The organism is Micromonospora sp. Mcm103, assembly GCF_024519755.1.
Taxonomy (GTDB): Bacteria; Actinomycetota; Actinomycetes; order Mycobacteriales; family Micromonosporaceae; genus Micromonospora; species Micromonospora aurantiaca.
The window spans coordinates 222,423-237,884 of record NZ_JALJRJ010000003.1; the positions used below are offsets into that span (position 1 = coordinate 222,423).

Below are 15,462 nucleotides of genomic sequence, written 5' to 3' on the forward strand. Positions count from 1 at the left end.
CATTCATCACGCTCAGTCTGCCGCGTGGTCACCGGTGTCGGCATCCCCCTCTTCGGCGTCCAGCGCCTCCAACACGGCCTCCACCTCACCGGCCCGGCGCCGGGCCGCGGCGACCGCCCGTTCCGCGCCGCGGCGCGCCAGCCGGGCCCGGCTCAGTTCCTGCTCGGCCACGGCCCGGCGACGTTCCAGCTCGGCCAGTTCGGTCTCGATCCGGTCCAGCGTCGCGGCGCCGTCCCGCTCGGCCGCGTCGGCCGTGGCCAGCTCCTTCTCGGCCCGGTCCAGGTCCGCGCGGGCCCGGGTCAGCTCCCGGGTCGCGGTCCGCCGCCGCCCGGCCCGTTCGGCCCGCGCCGCCCGCTCGTCGCGGGCCCGGCGCGCGTCGGCCCGCTCGGCCGCCCGATCCGGTACGACAGGCGCCTCCTCGCCCCCTGTCACGAGCCGGAGCTGGGGGCGGGGCACCTCGCCGAACCCGGCGTAGTGGCTGGCCCGCAGCAGGCGTCCGGCGCGTACCTGTTCGGCCACCTCGGTGTCCGACAGCGCGGCGTTGAGTGTCGCCTCCACCTCGCCCAGCGGCAGCTTCCCGGCCGGGGGCGCGGCGGGTTCGGCGGCGGCGAGCCGGCGTACCTCCGCCACCAGCGCGCCCACGACGGCGCGCCGCTGCGCGGAGAGTTCCCGCAGCGTGCCGCCGCGCAGGTCGCGTTGCGCGGCGCGCAGCGATTCGGCCAGCTGGGTGAGGTCGGCGACCAGCTCGGGCCGGCGGATCGCCAGCAGGTTGACCAGCCAGGCCGCCACTGTGGGCCGGCGCAGCTTGCCGATCTCCCGGGCGGTACGCGGGTCACCGGACTGCCGCGCCTGCGCGACGGCCTCGTCCCGGGCCGCGACGAACCGGTCCGGCGGCGTGGCGTAGAGCCGCCGGATCACCTCCTCGGGCACCTCGGCCATGGTCAGGCGTCGATCCGGGTGCCCGGCTCCAGACGGCGGTAGTCGGTGTTGGACATCGCCGTGTACTGCCGGTCCAGCACACCGAAGCCGTTGTCGTTCAGCAGCCCGTCGTGCAGCGCGTACGCCCGCCGCGGCGCGACCGCGCGGATGAAGTCGACCACCTCGGAGAACTTCGACCAGGGCGCGTGGATCGGGGCGAACAGCGTGTCCACCTGTACGTCGTCGGGCACGAACAACGCGTCGCCCGGGTGGTACACCACATCGGCGAAGAGGTAGCCGATGTTCTGGATCACCGGGATGTCCGGGTGGATGACCGCGTGCTGCCCGCCGTACGTCCGTACCGGCGTCCCGGCGACGCTGAGCGACTGTCCGGGCTCGACCGTCACCAGCGCCTCGGCGGCATCGCCGAGCACCCCGGCGAGCGAGGCGGGACCATGCACCGGCACCGGCCGCCGCTCCAGCGCCCGGGTCAGCGCGGCGACGTCCACATGGTCCGGGTGCTCGTGGGTGATCAGCACCGCGTCCGCCCCGTCCAGCGCCGCCGGATCGCTGAAGACACCCGGGTCGACGACGAGCACCGCACCGTCGTGCTCCAGTCGGAGACAGGAGTGGGCGAATTTGGTCACCTGCATCGTGACTCCTCGATTATCGAATCGTGATGTCCTCAGCGCAGTCTGCCGGAACCGGCGCGACCACGCGTCACGTCCGAGGTATCGGTCCCGGCAGTCGGGGCCGCCGACGATCGGAGTACGGGGAATGGGCGGACGACGACTCCGGGGCGTGGCCCTGGTGGCTGTGGGTCTGATAGCGGCACTGGGTGTGGGCGCCTGCGGCGCGGGCGGGGACTCCGGCAGCGACTCGGCCGCACCGGCCGCCGACGGAGGCGCGGGGCGCGAGCAGGCCGCCGAGGGCGGCGCGGACAGCGGTGGCGCGGATCGCGACCAGGCCGTCCCGGGCGGCACCGGTGGCGCGGACCTGCGGGTCGACCAGCGGTCCATCATCTACACCGGGACCATGCAGGTCCGGGTGGACGATGTGGAGGCCGCCGCGCGGGAGGCGACCACAGCGGTGACGGCGGCCGGCGGATTCGTCGGCGCGGACCGGCGGTCGAGCCGGGCCGCCGAGGCGCGGGCGGCGCTGACGCTGCGCGTGCCGGCGGACCGGTTCGCCGCGGTGATCGACCGGCTCGCCGGTCTCGGCCGGCAGGAGCGCCGGGAGATCCGCACCGAGGACGTCACCGAGCAGGTGGTCGACCTGGACGCCCGGATCGCCACCCAGCGGGCGCGGGTGGAGAGTTCCCGCAAGCTGCTGGCCCGGGCCACGTCGGTGGACGAGCTGGTCCGGCTGGAGAACGAGGTGGGCACCCGGCAGGCGGACCTGGCCGCGCTGGAGGCCCGCAAGCGCCGGCTCGCGGACCTGACCTCGCTGTCCACCATCACGGTGACGTTCCTCGGTCAGGACGCCAGCACCGCCGAGGAGGAGGCCGACCTGGGCTTCCTGGCCGGGCTGGGGGGCGGCTGGACGGCGTTCCTGGCCTCGGCCCGGGTCCTGCTCACAGTGCTCGGCGCGGTGCTGCCGTTCGCGGTAGTGATCGGCGTACCGCTGTGGTTGCTGCTCCTGTGGCGGCGCCGGGTGCGGTCCCGGCGGACGCCGCCGCCCGGCCCGGGCGTGATGCCGCCGCCCGGCCTGGGCCCGATGCCGCCGGGCCCGGCCGGGCCGGCCGACGGTCCGGTCAGCGCGCCGCCGCCAGTGCCCGCAGCGCGGTCTGGACCATGAGGCGTACGCCGACCTCGATGGCGCGCTCGTCCACGTCGAACGAGGCCCGGTGCAGGTCCACGTTGGGCCCGCTACGGCCGACGCCGAGGCGGGCGAGCGCTCCCGGCACGTGCTCCAGGTACCAGGAGAAGTCCTCGCCGCCCATGCTCTGCGGCGTCTCGGCGATGCCGTCGGGGCCGAGCGCGGCGGCGGTGGCCGCGGTGAGCACACCGATGGCTCGGGCGTCGTTCGTCACCGGGGGCCGGCCGCGCAGGTATTCCAGGTCGACGGTGGCGCCGGTGGGGGCGAGCACGTCGCGCACCACCTGAGCCACGATCTTGGGCGCCTGGTCCCAGGTGTCGCGGTCCATCACCCGCAGCGTGCCGGCCGCGCACGCCTCGGACGGGATGACGTTGTAACGGGTGCCGGCCGAGGCGTGGCCGAACACCAGCAGCAGCCCGCTGTTGGCCGGCACCCGGCGGCTGATCAGCGTCGGCACCTCGGTGACCAGGCGGCCGAGCGCGTCCACCAGGTCGACGGTCAGGTGCGGGCGGGCGGTGTGCCCGCCCGGCCCGGTCAGCCGGACGGTGACGTTGTCGGCGGCGGCGGTGATCGGGCCGACCCGCAGGCCGACCTTGCCCACCGGCAGGTTCGGGTCGCAGTGCAGCGCGAAGATCTGCACCACGTCGTCCAGGCCGCCGGCCTCGATGACCTCCAGCGAGCCGCAGGGCAGGATCTCCTCGGCCGGCTGGAAGATCAGCCGGACCCGGCCGTCGAGCCGGCCGGTGTCGGCGAGCTGGGCCAGCAGCATGCCGACGCCGAGCATCACCGACGTGTGCACGTCGTGGCCGCAGGCGTGGCAGACGCCCTCCACCGTCGAGCGGTACGGCACGTCCTTCGGGTCGCTCAGCGGCAGCGCGTCGATGTCGGCGCGGAGCGCGATCACCGGGCCGTCGGGGCGGCCGTCGATGTCGCAGATGACGCCGTTGCCCTTCGGCAGCAGACGCGGCTTCAGCCCGGCGAGGGACAGCTCCCGGTGCACCAGCGCGGCCGTCTCGAACTCCTCGCCGGACAGCTCCGGGTGGGAGTGGATGTGACGGCGCGTCTCGATGAGGCCCGGTACGCGCAGAGCGAGCAGATGGTCGAGCTCGAAGGGCAGGGGCTGGTAACCGGTCGGCGTCTCGGGCCGGGACGACGCCAGCGGGCCGCCGGAAGGCAGCGTCAACGCACTCGTCACGTCGAATTCTCGATCACTAGAAGTGGATGGATCTTCGGGTCGGACAGCAGACAGCCTAGACCTCCGACGGTGACGCTGCGCAACATCTTTCGCGTAGCGGTCGGACCGCGCAGCGTCACGAATGCCCTGGTGGGAGGGCTCGAATATCTGCGGGACAGCAGGTAGATCGCGGTCGAACGCCGTCATCCGCCTCCCACCTCCTACAACGCGTAACCGTTTCATCGGTCACAAATAACGACCCGTCGTTCCGAATTGTCGCATTAGTCGTGGCAATTAACTGCCGCTCCGACAATTGCACGACAACCGTCGGCTGCCGGAAGACTCCCGACGGTGACACGAGCGCCCGACCGCCGACCGCACAGGCTGTCCGTCCCGTTCACCCGATCCGGTTACCCGAATCGCCGAATCGCACACGCGAAAGCGGCCCCGCCGCGCACTCAGGGTGCGCGGCGGGGCCGCCGACGGACGACTCAGAACCGGTCGCTGGGCCGGTAGATCCCCCACACCTCGCGCAGCGTCCCGCAGACCTCGCCGACTGTGGCGCGGGCGCGCAGCGCCTCCTTCATCGGGTAGAGCACGTTGGCGTCCCCCTCGGCGGCGGCACGCAGTTCGGCCAGGGCCCGCTCCACCGCGCCGGAGTCCCGCTCGGCGCGCAGCCGGGCCAGCCGCTCCCCCTGTGCCGCCTCGATCGACGGGTCGACGCGCAGCGGCTCGTACGGCTCCTCCTCGTCGATCCGGAACCGGTTGAGCCCGACCACCACCCGCTCGCCCGAGTCGATCTCCTGGGCGATCCGGTACGCGGACTGCTCGATCTCCCGCTTCTGGAACCCGGCCTCGATCGCGTCCACCGCCGAACCGTGGTCGAAGACCCGGTCCATCAGCTCGGTGGCGGCCGCCTCCACCTCGGCGGTCATCGCCTCCACCACGTACGACCCGGCGAACGGGTCGACGGTCGCGGTCAGGTCCGTCTCGTACGCCAGCACCTGCTGGGTCCGCAGCGCCAGCCGGGCCGCCTTCTCGGTGGGCAGCGCGATGGCCTCGTCGAAGCTGTTGGTGTGCAGCGACTGGGTGCCGCCGAGCACCGCGCCGAGGCCCTGCACCGCCACCCGGACCAGGTTCACCTCCGGCTGCTGGGCGGTGAGCTGCACGCCGGCGGTCTGGGTGTGGAACCGCAGCATCATCGACTTCGGGTTCTTCGCGCCGAACTCGTCGCGCATCAGGCGGGCCCAGATCCGCCGGGCGGCGCGGAACTTCGCGACCTCCTCCAGCAGCGTGGTGCGGGCCACGAAGAAGAACGACAGGCGGGGCGCGAAGTCGTCGACGGCCAGCCCGGCGGCGAGCGCCGCGCGGACGTACTCCACGCCGTTGGCGAGCGTGAACGCGACCTCCTGCGCGGGCGACGCGCCGGCCTCGGCCATGTGGTAGCCGGAGATGGAGATGGTGTTCCACTTCGGCACCTCGGCCCGGCAGTAGGCGAAGGTGTCGGCGACCAGCCGCAGCGAGGGCTTCGGCGGGAAGATGTACGTCCCCCGGGCGATGTACTCCTTGAGGATGTCGTTCTGGATGGTGCCGTTGAGCGCCGCCCCCGGCACGCCGTTCTCCTCGGCCACGAGCTGGTAGAGCAGCAGCAGCACCGAGCCGGGCGCGTTGATGGTCATCGAGGTGGAGACCTTGTCCAGCGGGATGCCGCCGAACAGCGTGCGCATGTCCTCGATGGAGTCGATGGCGACGCCGACCTTGCCGACCTCGCCGTGCGCGATCGGGTCGTCCGAGTCGTACCCCATCTGGGTGGGCAGGTCGAACGCGACCGACAGGCCCATGGTGCCGGCGCGCAGTAGCTGGTGGTAGCGCGCGTTGCTCTCGGTCGCCGTGCCGAACCCGGCGTACTGTCGCATGGTCCAGGGCCGGGACGTGTACATCGTCGGGTAGACCCCGCGGGTGTACGGGAACTCGCCCGGCTCGCCCAGCCGGGCGTCCAGGTCCGCCGGAAGGTCTGCCGCCGTGTAGACGCCCTGGATCGGGAAACCCGACTCGCTTGACCGCGCATCGCTCATTACCGGATGGTAGGACGCGCAGACCGCCTGGTGGGTGAGGGATACCGCACACCTCGCGGCCACGACCCACCGGAGGTGAGCGACCGACCACATACCGTCGAGTAGGTAAACGCCCGCCGCGTCGGGTTTCGCATCGGGCGTCGGAACCAGCAAGATAGAGGGGTTGTGTCCCAGCCCCCTCGATATCCCCTGGTGGCTTTTCTGTGACTCAGATTCCGACGTGGAGCGGCGGACCGGCCAGTCCCCCCACTGGACGCGCGGCGCCCGGCACCACCATCGGTGGTCGCTACTCGCTGCGCTCCCCGGTGGGCAACGGAGGCATGGGCACGGTCTGGCGGGCCACAGACACGTTGCTGCGCCGTGATGTGGCGGTCAAGGAGGTCGTCCTCCCGCCGGGGCTCGCCCCGAGCGATCGCGACGCGCTCTACGAACGGACGCTGCGGGAGGCCCGAGCCGCCGCCGCGATCCAGCACCCGGCCGTGGTGCAGGTCTACGACGTGGTCACCGAGGGCGGCCGTCCGTGGATCGTGATGGAGCTGCTGGACGCCCGCAGCCTCGCCGACATGGTGATCGAGGACGGGCCGGTCCCGCCACGCGCCGTCGCCAAGATCGGGATCGCGCTGCTCGGCGCGCTGGAGGTCGCGCACGCGATCGGCGTGCTGCACCGCGACGTGAAGCCGGCGAACGTACTGATCTGCACCGACGGCCGCTGCGTTCTCACCGACTTCGGCGTCGCCCGGATGCCCACCGACGTGCAGCTCACCACGCCCGGCATGGTGCTCGGCTCGCCGCACTTCATCTCGCCCGAGCGGGCCATGGGCCAGGAGTTCGGGCCACCGAGCGACCTGTTCTCACTCGGCGTGACGCTCTACACCGCGGTCGAGGGCCGGCCCCCGTTCGACAAGGGCGACCCGATCGAGACCATGCACGCAGTGGTCGAGGACCCGCCGGCCACGCCGCAGCGCAGCGGCCCGCTCACCGGCGTGCTGATGGGGCTGCTGGAGAAGGACCCGGCCCGCCGGATGGACGTGCACCGCGCCCGCGCCAACCTGCGCGAGCTGCTCGCCGGGCCGCTGACCAGCACCGCGACCGCCGTCAACTCGGTCACCGACCCGTACGCGGTGGTGCCGGTGCCGCGCCCGACCACGCCGCCGGCGATCGCCGCGGAGCCGAAGCCGAGCGGGCAGATCGGCGGCCGGGCGATGATCGGCCCGGACGAGTCGCTCACCGACCGCCTCGCCGCCCTGCGCCGCGGCGAGCGGCCCCAGGCCGAGAAGGCCGCAGCGGGTGCCGCCGCGCTCGACGAGACCAGCGCCGACGCGCTGGCCGGTCCGCTGCACACCCCGACCGGCGCGATGTCCGGGCCGGGCACGCCGGAGGCCACCCAGCGCATCTCGCCGGACGCCACGGTCCGGCTCGGGGCGGGCGCCGGTGCGGACGCGACCCAGGCGGTACCCGCCGCTTACGGCCGCACCGTCGACGCCACCCAGCCGGTGTACGGCGGCGGCAACCAGTGGTCGGTGCCCGGCACCGGCCAGGCGTGGACCACCCCGGCCACCGCACCGGCCGCCGCCGGTGATGGCGGCCCGCTGGGCGCGGCCAAGGGCCTGCTCGGCCGGGTGAAGGCGTGGCCGCGCAAGGTCCAGCTCGCCGCCGCCGGTGGCCTCGCCGTGGTGCTGCTGGTGAGCGTGATCGCGTTGACCAGCGGCGGCGACGACGCTCCCCCGCCGATCGTGGGCGCGCTGCCGTCGAACTCGGCCGCCGCCTCGCCGGTGGAGATGCAGGAGCAGACCGTCAAGGACATCACCGTCCAGGTGCCGAAGGGCTGGGACCGCAAGACCGGTGGCGTCTTCGTCGACTACGTCGACCCGCAGGACCAGAGCCGCAAGGTGCGGGTGCTGGCCGAGAACTGGGGCGGCACGTCGGTCAGCTGGGCCGAGTTCGCCTCCCGCAACCTCCGCGACAAGAGCAAGTCGTGCGCCAAACCCTACGAACAGCTCGCGATGACCGAGACGACGCTGGCCGGTAAGCCGGCCGCCGAGTTCGAGTACACCTGCGGCGAGGGCGACGAGAAGCGGCACGGCGTGTGGCGGGGCGTGGTCCAGGGCGGCAAGGTCTACTCGTTCTACCTCTCCTCCAGCGACGCCACCTTCGCCGAGAGCAAGCCGATCTTCGACGCGATGGTCGGCTCGTTCCAGCTCACGGCGGCGAACTGAGTCGAGGCCGACGGTCGGTGGTGATCCGCCGCCGTGCTTTCATGAGGCAATGGCGGCGGAAACCACTGACCTTGACGACCTTCGCGTACGCGCCGAGCGCTGGCTCGGCGACGACCCGGACCCGGCCGACCGCGACGAGCTGCGCGCGGTCCTCGACGGGCTGCCCGGCACGGCGGCCGACCTGGCCGACCGGTTCGCCGGTCCGCTGACCTTCGGCACCGCCGGGCTGCGCGGCCCGCTGCGGGCCGGGCCCAACGGCATGAACCTCGCCGTGGTCACCCAGGCCGCCGCCGGGCTCGTCGGCTGGCTCGCCGCCCAGGGCGGCGAGGGCCCGCTGGTGATCGGGTACGACGCCCGGCACGGCTCGCTGGCCTTCGCCGAGCGCACCGCGCAGGTGGCCACCGGCGCGGGCCGCCCGGCGCTGCTGCTGCCCCGGCCGCTGCCCACGCCCGTGCTGGCGTTCGCGGTCCGGCAGCTCGGCGCGGTCGCCGGCGTGATGGTCACCGCCAGCCACAACCCGCCGCAGGACAACGGCTACAAGGTCTACCTGGGCGCGCAGCTCGGCGGTGACCTGGGCGCCGGCGCGCAGATCGTGCCGCCCGCCGACGCCGGGATCGAGGCGGCCATCCGCGCCGTCGGCCCGCTCGCGGCGGTGCCGCTCGGCCCGGCCGGTCAGGTGCTCGGCGACGACCTGGTGGCCGCGTACGTCGATCGGGCCGCCGCCGTGGTGGACCCGGCCGGACCGCGCGACCTGAAGGTGGCGTACACGCCGCTGCACGGGGTGGGCGGCGCGGTGCTGACCGCCGCGTTCGCACGCGCCGGATTCGGCGTGCCGGGCGTGGTGCCCGAGCAGGCCGAGCCGGACCCGGCGTTCCCGACCGTCAGCTTCCCCAACCCGGAGGAGCCGGGCGCGGTGGACCTGCTGGTCGCGCTCGCCGACCGCACCGGCGCCGACCTCGCCATCGCCAACGACCCGGACGCGGACCGCTGCGCGGTGGCCGTACGCGACGCCGGGTCCTGGCGGATGCTGCGCGGCGACGAGGTGGGCGCACTGCTCGCCGACCACCTGATGCGGCGCGGCGTGACCGGCCTGTACGCCACCACCATCGTGTCGTCGGCGCTGCTGCGGGCCATGGCGGCGGCCCGGGGCCTGCCCTACGACGAGACGCTCACCGGGTTCAAGTGGATCGTCCGGGCCGGCGGCGGCCGGGAGCCGCTCGTGTACGGCTACGAGGAGGCGCTCGGCTACTGCGTCGCGCCGGAGCACGTCCGGGACAAGGACGGCATCACCGCCGCGCTGACCGTCGCCGAGCTGGCCGCCGGTCTCAAGGCCGAGGGCCGTACGCTCCTCGACCGGCTGGACGAGCTCGCAGCCGAGTTCGGCGTGCACCACACCGAGCAGCTCTCGGTCCGGGTGGAGGACCTGCGGGTGATCGCGGACTCGATGGCCCGGATCCGGGCGGCCACCCCTACCGCGCTGCTCGGGCAGCCGGTGACCGAGGCGTCCGACCTGCTCCCGGACGCGGACGTGGTGATCCTGCGCACCGGCGCGGCCCGGGTGGTGATCCGGCCGTCCGGCACCGAGCCGAAGCTCAAGGCGTACCTGGAGGTGGTGGAGCCGGTGACCGGCGGCGACGTGCCCGCGGCCCGGCAGCGCGCGCGTGCCGCGGTGACCGAGCTGCGCAACGAGATCGCCGCCGCCCTGGGCCTCTGACCCCTGCTGCAAGGAAGGGCCCCTTGTTAACGCCTGGCGTTAACAAGGGGCCCTTCCTTTACCGGAGGCGTTAATAGGGGGCCCTTCCTTACCGCTTGCCGAGGGCGGCGTCGACGGCCTGGCCCAGCGCGGCGATGACCAGGCTGATCGACGGGCGTACCACGCTGTCGTCCAGGCTCACCGTGCCGGAGAACCCGGCGCCGGCGGCGATCTCCTCCAGGCGCCGGCCGGCGTCCTCGGCGGCCGAGCCGGTCAGTCCGAGCGCGGGTTCCATCCGCAGCACCGCGACCAGCGTGGCGAGCGCGGCGGTCCGCTCGTCCGGGAGCTGCCCGCTGGTCAGCGCGTCGGCCAGCCGCTGCCGGATGTCCGCCTCGACCGAGGCGTCGGCGACCGGGTAGCGGTGCACGTGGATGAAGCCCAGCTCGGTCTCGTCGACGTCGCGGACCACGCCCCGGCCGCAGAGGTCGGAGAGGATCCGGTCGCGCAGCCCGTGCCGCAGTCGCTGCACCCACGACGACGGCGTGTGCGGGGTGTCCGCGGCGATCTTGGCGAGTACGGCGTCCGCGATCGGCTCGCCGGTCGGGGCCGGGTCGACCACCGCCAGGTTCCCGTCCGCGTACGCGACCCGTCCGGCCAGGGCCAGCTCGACCAGCACCGCGGCGGCCATGCCCAGATCCAGGCTGATCCGCGGCATGGTGGCCTTGCCGGTTTCGTCGTCATACGCGAGGAGCAGCAGCTCCTCGGCGAGCGCAACACCAGTCATGGCCCGGAACGCTAGCGCCTCCCCGCACCCCCGCGCATCGACTCGCCGGGTAGGGCCGGTCCACGGTGCGGAGGGCGTCCCTCCGCACCGGACCGGTCTCAGAAGCGGGGCATGCCGCCGAACTGGCGGTCGCCGGCGTCACCCAGGCCGGGGACGATGAACTTCGAGTCGTTCAGGCCCTCGTCGATCGAGGCGGTGACCAGGCGCAGCGGCAGGCCGGAGCGCTCCAGCCGCTCGATGCCGACCGGCGCTGCGAGCACGCACAGCACGGTGATGTCGGTGCAGCCGCGGTCGGCGAGCAGCCGGCAGCAGTGCTCCAGCGAGCCGCCGGTGGCGAGCATCGGGTCGAGCACCAGCACCGGCAGGCCGGCGAGGTCGCGCGGCAGCGACTCCATGTACGCCCGGGGCTCGTACGTCTCCTCGTCGCGGGCCAGGCCGACGAAGCCCATCGACGACTCGGGCAGCAGGCCGAGCGCGGCGTCGGCCATGCCGAGACCGGCCCGCAGCACCGGCACCAGCAGCGGCGGGTTCGCCAGCCGGCTGCCCTCGGTGGCGGTGACCGGGGTCTGGATCGAGTACTTCTCGACCGGGAAGGAGCGCGCGGCCTCGTACACCAGCATGGTGGTGAGTTCGCGCAGCGCGGCCCGGAACGACGACGAGTCGGTCCGGGCGTCCCGCATGGCGGTCAGCCGCGTCTGGGCGAGCGGATGGTCAATGACGGTTACGTCCACGATCGCTCAACCTACCGTTTGGCGGCCGGGCGCAGGGCGGGTGCGGTACGACCAGCGACACCGCTCACGTATGACGCTCACGACCGGTCGTTCGTGAGCAAGATCACTCGACTCGCGGGTGCGTACTATTCGGGGCATGACGGCGACAACGACGTCGGCCCGGTCGGACCTCACCGAGCTGGGACGATCCGAGACCGCTCTGCGGACCTTCCTGCACGGCCTGCCCGGCGTGGACCAGGTCGGCGCGGAGCAGCGGGCGGCACAACTCGGCACCCGCTCCATCAAGACCACCGCCAAGGCCGAGGCGATCGACCTGGCGATCCGGATGGTCGACCTGACCACCCTGGAAGGGGCGGACACCCCGGGCAAGGTGCGGGCGCTGGCGGCGAAGGCACTGCGTCCCGACCCGGCGGACCCGAGCTGCCCGCACGTCGGCGCCGTCTGCGTCTACCCGTCGATGGTCCCGTACGTGGCGGAGGTGCTGCGCGGCAGCGGCGTGCACCTGGCCAGCGTGGCGACCGCGTTCCCGTCCGGTCAGGCGCCGCTGGAGATCAAGCTCGCCGACGTGCGCGCGGCGGTCGAGGCGGGCGCGGACGAGATCGACATGGTGATCAACCGGGGCGCGTTCCTGGCCGGGCGGTACGCCGAGGTCTACGACGAGATCGTGGCCACCAAGGAAGCCTGCGGGGACGCCCACCTCAAGGTCATCCTGGAGACCGGTGAGCTGGCCACGTACGACAACGTGCGGCGGGCGTCCTGGCTCGCCATGCTCGCGGGCGGCGACTTCATCAAGACCTCCACCGGCAAGGTCCCGGTCGCGGCCACCCTGCCGGTGACGCTGGTGATGCTGGAGGCGGTCCGCGACTTCCGCGCCGCCACCGGGCGTCAGGTCGGCGTCAAGCCGGCCGGTGGCATCAAGACCACCAAGGACGCGATCAAGTACCTGGTCATGGTCAACGAGACCGTCGGCGCCGACTGGCTGAGCCCGGACTGGTTCCGGTTCGGCGCGTCGAGCCTGCTCAACGACCTGCTCATGCAGCGCACCAAGCTGACGACCGGCGTCTACGCCGGCCCCGACTACTTCACCCTGGACTGAACGCGATGTTCGAATACGCACCCGCCCCCGAGTCCCGCTCGGTGGTGGACATCAAGCCCTCGTACGGGCTCTTCGTCGACGGCGCTTTCGTCGACCCGGCTTCCGGCGGCAGCTTCAAGTCGGTGAACCCGGCCTCCGAGGAGGTGCTGGCCGAGATCGCCGAGGCGGGCGCCGACGACGTGGACCGCGCGGTCCGCGCCGCCCGCAGCGCGTACGAGAAGGTCTGGGGTCCGATGCCGGGCCGGGACCGGGCCAAGTACCTGTTCCGGATCGCCCGGATCATCCAGGAGCGCTCGCGTGAGCTGGCGGTGCTGGAGTCGCTGGACAACGGCAAGCCGATCAAGGAGTCCCGCGACGTCGACCTGCCGCTGGTCGCCGCGCACTTCTTCTACTACGCGGGCTGGGCGGACAAGCTCCCGCACGCGGGCTTCGGCCCGGACCCGAAGCCGCTCGGCGTGGCGGCGCAGGTCATCCCGTGGAACTTCCCGCTGCTCATGCTGGCGTGGAAGATCGCCCCGGCGCTGGCCGCCGGCAACACCGTGGTGCTCAAGCCGGCCGAGACCACCCCGCTGACCGCGCTGCTGTTCGCCGAGATCTGCCAGCAGGCCGACCTGCCGGCCGGCGTGGTGAACATCGTCACCGGCGCCGGTGACACCGGCCGGGCGCTGGTCGAGCACCCGGGCGTGGACAAGGTCGCGTTCACCGGCTCCACCGAGGTCGGCCGCGCCATCGCCCGCTCGGTCGCCGGCACCCGCAAGAAGCTGACGCTGGAGCTGGGCGGCAAGGCCGCCAACATCGTCTTCGACGACGCCCCGATCGACCAGGCCGTCGAGGGCATCGTCAACGGCATCTTCTTCAACCAGGGGCACGTCTGCTGCGCCGGTTCCCGGCTGCTGGTGCAGGAGTCGGTGGCCGACCGGGTGCTGGAGTCGCTCAAGCGCCGGATGGCCCAGCTCCGGGTCGGTGACCCGCTGGACAAGAACACCGACATCGGCGCGATCAACTCGGCCGCGCAGCTGGCCCGGATCCGGGAGCTGTCCGACGCCGGGTCCGCCGAGGGCGCCGAGCGCTGGTCGCCGCCGTGCGAGCTGCCCGAGCGCGGCTTCTGGTTCGCGCCGACCATCTTCACCGGCGTCACCCAGGCGCACCGGATCGCCCGCGAGGAGATCTTCGGCCCGGTGCTGTCCGTGCTCACGTTCCGCACCCCGGCGGAGGCCGTCGAGAAGGCCAACAACACGCCGTACGGGCTGTCGGCCGGGATCTGGACCGACAAGGGTTCCCGGATCCTGTGGCTGGCCGACCGGCTGCGCGCGGGCGTGGTGTGGGCGAACACGTTCAACAAGTTCGACCCGACGTCGCCGTTCGGCGGCTACAAGGAGTCGGGCTACGGTCGCGAGGGCGGCCGGCACGGGCTGGAGGGGTACCTCAATGTCTGAGCGGGTCGCGGTACGCAAGACGTACAAGCTCTTCATCGGCGGGAAGTTCCCGCGCAGCGAGTCGGGACGGTCGTATCTCGTGCAATCCGCGAACGTGTCTCTTGCCTCCCGGAAGGACGCGCGGGACGCGGTCGTGGCCGCCCGCGCCGCGGTGAAGGGCTGGGCCGGGGCGACCGCGTACAACAGGGGTCAGATCCTCTACCGGGTGGCCGAGATGCTGGAGGGCCGGCGCGAGCAGTTCGTCGCCCTGGGCGTCCCGGCCGACGAGGTGGACGCGGCGATCGACCGCTGGGTCTGGTACGCGGGCTGGTCCGACAAGGTCGCCCAGGTGTACGGCGGCGCGAACCCGGTGGCCGGCCCGTACTTCAACCTGTCCGCGCCGGAGCCCACCGGCGTGGTGGCGGTGGTGGCCCCCGAGGAGCCCGCGCTGCTCGGCCTGGTGAGCGTGATCGCCCCGGCGATCGTCACCGGCAACACGGTGGTGGTGGCCGCCTCCCCGGCGGCGCCGCTGGCGGCGGTGACGCTGGCCGAGGTGCTCGCCACCTCCGACCTGCCCGGCGGGGTGGTCAACATCCTCACCGGCCGGCTGACCGAGACCGTGCCGACGCTCGCCGCGCACATGGACGTCAACGCGATCGACCTGACCGGCGTCACCGATGCCGACCTGGCGGCCGACCTGGAGATCAAGGCCGCGGAGAACCTCAAGCGGGTGCTCCGGCCGGCCCCGGCCGACCACGACTGGTACGCCGACCCCGGCATCACCCGGATGACCACGCTGCTGGAGACCAAGACGGTCTGGCACCCGAAGGGCGTCTGACCGGCGACAGTCCGGTCCCGGCCCGAAGTGGCGGCACACCCACCCGGGTTGCCGCCACTTCCCGTTCCCGCACTTCCCGCGGCTGTTGTCGATCGCACCCGCGCCGACCAAGATCGACACCAGCACGGCGAGGTGGCTGCATCGAGCCGCCTCGGACCACACCACCTCCCCGAGCTGGCGTTGATCTTCGGAGGGAGGACCGGGGACCGGGGCGGCGGAAGGGATCTACTACCGGGGGTAGGATTGACGGGTGACTCGGCTGGGGGACCTTGAGCGTGCGGTGATGGACGTGCTGTGGGACGCGGCACCCGCCTCGTCGGGCGGGGTGACCGTACGCGAGGTCGCCGACGCCCTGGACGGCCGGGAACTCGCCTACACCACCGTGATGACAGTGCTCGACCGGCTCGCCGGCAAGGGCATGGTGCAGCGCGAGCGGGAGGGCCGCGCGTGGCGCTACCGTCCGGCCGCCACCCGCGAGGCGCACATCGCCCAGCTCATGCTCGAAGCCCTCGATCTCGGCGGCAGCCGGGACGCCGCACTCGTACGCTTCGCCCGCTCGGTGACCGGCACGGAGGCGGACGTGCTCCGCGCCGCGCTCGGCGCCGAGGCCGGGGCGACTGTCGAGGACGGACCGGCCGGCCGGGTCGAGAACCCCCGGCCCGGTCGGCCGGCGCTCGACGAGGCGACGGACCGGTAGGGCGGCT

The 15,462-nt window shown here is 73.1% G+C and carries 13 protein-coding genes; 7 read left to right on the top strand and 6 right to left on the bottom strand.

The genetic code is table 11. From position 1 onward, the window contains the following. Window positions 1–12: 12 nt before the first annotated feature. Both OC439_RS05960 and OC439_RS05965 read right to left on the bottom strand, forming a co-directional pair. Complete coding sequence (locus OC439_RS05960; protein WP_262012575.1) at window positions 13–939, bottom strand: hypothetical protein; 927 nt, start codon at window positions 937–939, stop codon at window positions 13–15. A gap of 2 nt (window positions 940–941) precedes the next feature. Beyond that, window positions 942–1,571: an MBL fold metallo-hydrolase gene (locus tag OC439_RS05965; protein WP_262012576.1), complete on the bottom strand. Its 630-nt coding sequence runs from the start codon at window positions 1,569–1,571 to the stop codon at window positions 942–944. Between the two features lie 124 nt (window positions 1,572–1,695). Between OC439_RS05965 and OC439_RS05970 the strand changes: the two genes are divergently transcribed. Then, window positions 1,696–2,715, top strand: coding sequence for a DUF4349 domain-containing protein (locus OC439_RS05970; protein WP_262012577.1), 1,020 nt, complete (start codon window positions 1,696–1,698; stop codon window positions 2,713–2,715). Here OC439_RS05970 and OC439_RS05975 read toward each other — a convergent pair. Together OC439_RS05975 and OC439_RS05980 are read right to left on the bottom strand one after the other, a co-directional pair. Next, the gene (locus OC439_RS05975; RefSeq protein ID WP_262012578.1) at window positions 2,672–3,931 is read right to left on the bottom strand and encodes an amidohydrolase; all 1,260 of its coding nucleotides are present in this window, start codon (window positions 3,929–3,931) and stop codon (window positions 2,672–2,674) included. The two genes, OC439_RS05970 and OC439_RS05975, sit on opposite strands and share 44 nt — an antisense overlap. Window positions 3,932–4,401: 470 nt before the next feature. Continuing rightward, window positions 4,402–5,985, bottom strand: coding sequence for a methylmalonyl-CoA mutase (locus OC439_RS05980; protein ID WP_135243294.1), 1,584 nt, complete (start codon window positions 5,983–5,985; stop codon window positions 4,402–4,404). A gap of 203 nt (window positions 5,986–6,188) precedes the next feature. On the opposite strand from OC439_RS05980, the gene OC439_RS05985 reads away from it, so the two are divergent. Continuing rightward, window positions 6,189–8,201, top strand: coding sequence for a serine/threonine-protein kinase (locus OC439_RS05985; protein ID WP_262012579.1), 2,013 nt, complete (start codon window positions 6,189–6,191; stop codon window positions 8,199–8,201). A gap of 49 nt (window positions 8,202–8,250) precedes the next feature. Beyond that, entirely contained in the window at window positions 8,251–9,915 is a 1,665-nt protein-coding gene (locus OC439_RS05990) for a phospho-sugar mutase (RefSeq protein WP_262012580.1), read from the top strand. Window positions 9,916–10,003: 88 nt separating this feature from the next. Here OC439_RS05990 and OC439_RS05995 read toward each other — a convergent pair whose 3' ends face one another. After that, window positions 10,004–10,678 carry a GOLPH3/VPS74 family protein gene (locus tag OC439_RS05995; RefSeq protein WP_194798627.1) on the bottom strand — a complete coding sequence of 225 codons (675 nt, stop codon included), beginning with the start codon at window positions 10,676–10,678 and terminating at the stop codon, window positions 10,004–10,006. 98 nt (window positions 10,679–10,776) lie between these two features. Further along, window positions 10,777–11,409, bottom strand: coding sequence for a uracil phosphoribosyltransferase (gene upp / locus OC439_RS06000; RefSeq protein ID WP_120571672.1), 633 nt, complete (start codon window positions 11,407–11,409; stop codon window positions 10,777–10,779). 136 nt (window positions 11,410–11,545) lie between these two features. On the opposite strand from upp, the gene deoC reads away from it, so the two are divergent. From deoC to OC439_RS06020, 4 genes are all read left to right on the top strand, one after another. Then, window positions 11,546–12,505 (top strand): deoxyribose-phosphate aldolase, encoded by a 960-nt coding sequence (gene deoC, locus OC439_RS06005; RefSeq protein ID WP_262012581.1) that lies wholly within the window; start codon window positions 11,546–11,548, stop codon window positions 12,503–12,505. A 5-nt stretch (window positions 12,506–12,510) separates the two neighbouring features. Further along, the gene (locus OC439_RS06010) at window positions 12,511–13,941 is read left to right on the top strand and encodes an aldehyde dehydrogenase family protein (RefSeq protein WP_262012582.1); all 1,431 of its coding nucleotides are present in this window, start codon (window positions 12,511–12,513) and stop codon (window positions 13,939–13,941) included. Further along, window positions 13,934–14,758 (top strand): aldehyde dehydrogenase family protein, encoded by an 825-nt coding sequence (locus OC439_RS06015; protein WP_262012583.1) that lies wholly within the window; start codon window positions 13,934–13,936, stop codon window positions 14,756–14,758. Before OC439_RS06010 ends, OC439_RS06015 begins: the two co-directional genes overlap by 8 nt. 250 nt (window positions 14,759–15,008) lie before the next feature. Further along, window positions 15,009–15,455 (top strand): BlaI/MecI/CopY family transcriptional regulator, encoded by a 447-nt coding sequence (locus OC439_RS06020; protein WP_026268060.1) that lies wholly within the window; start codon window positions 15,009–15,011, stop codon window positions 15,453–15,455. Window positions 15,456–15,462: the final 7 nt, after the last annotated feature.

Coding starts and splice junctions, on each gene's coding strand:
- deoC (WP_262012581.1), top strand. CDS start 11,546: ATGACGGCGACAACGACGTCGGCCCGGTCGGACCTCACCGAGCTGGGA.
- OC439_RS05990 (WP_262012580.1), top strand. CDS start 8,251: ATGGCGGCGGAAACCACTGACCTTGACGACCTTCGCGTACGCGCCGAG.
- OC439_RS05980 (WP_135243294.1), bottom strand. CDS start 5,985: ATGAGCGATGCGCGGTCAAGCGAGTCGGGTTTCCCGATCCAGGGCGTC.
- OC439_RS05970 (WP_262012577.1), top strand. CDS start 1,696: ATGGGCGGACGACGACTCCGGGGCGTGGCCCTGGTGGCTGTGGGTCTG.
- OC439_RS05960 (WP_262012575.1), bottom strand. CDS start 939: ATGGCCGAGGTGCCCGAGGAGGTGATCCGGCGGCTCTACGCCACGCCG.
- OC439_RS06010 (WP_262012582.1), top strand. CDS start 12,511: ATGTTCGAATACGCACCCGCCCCCGAGTCCCGCTCGGTGGTGGACATC.
- OC439_RS05995 (WP_194798627.1), bottom strand. CDS start 10,678: ATGACTGGTGTTGCGCTCGCCGAGGAGCTGCTGCTCCTCGCGTATGAC.
- OC439_RS05965 (WP_262012576.1), bottom strand. CDS start 1,571: ATGCAGGTGACCAAATTCGCCCACTCCTGTCTCCGACTGGAGCACGAC.
- OC439_RS06015 (WP_262012583.1), top strand. CDS start 13,934: ATGTCTGAGCGGGTCGCGGTACGCAAGACGTACAAGCTCTTCATCGGC.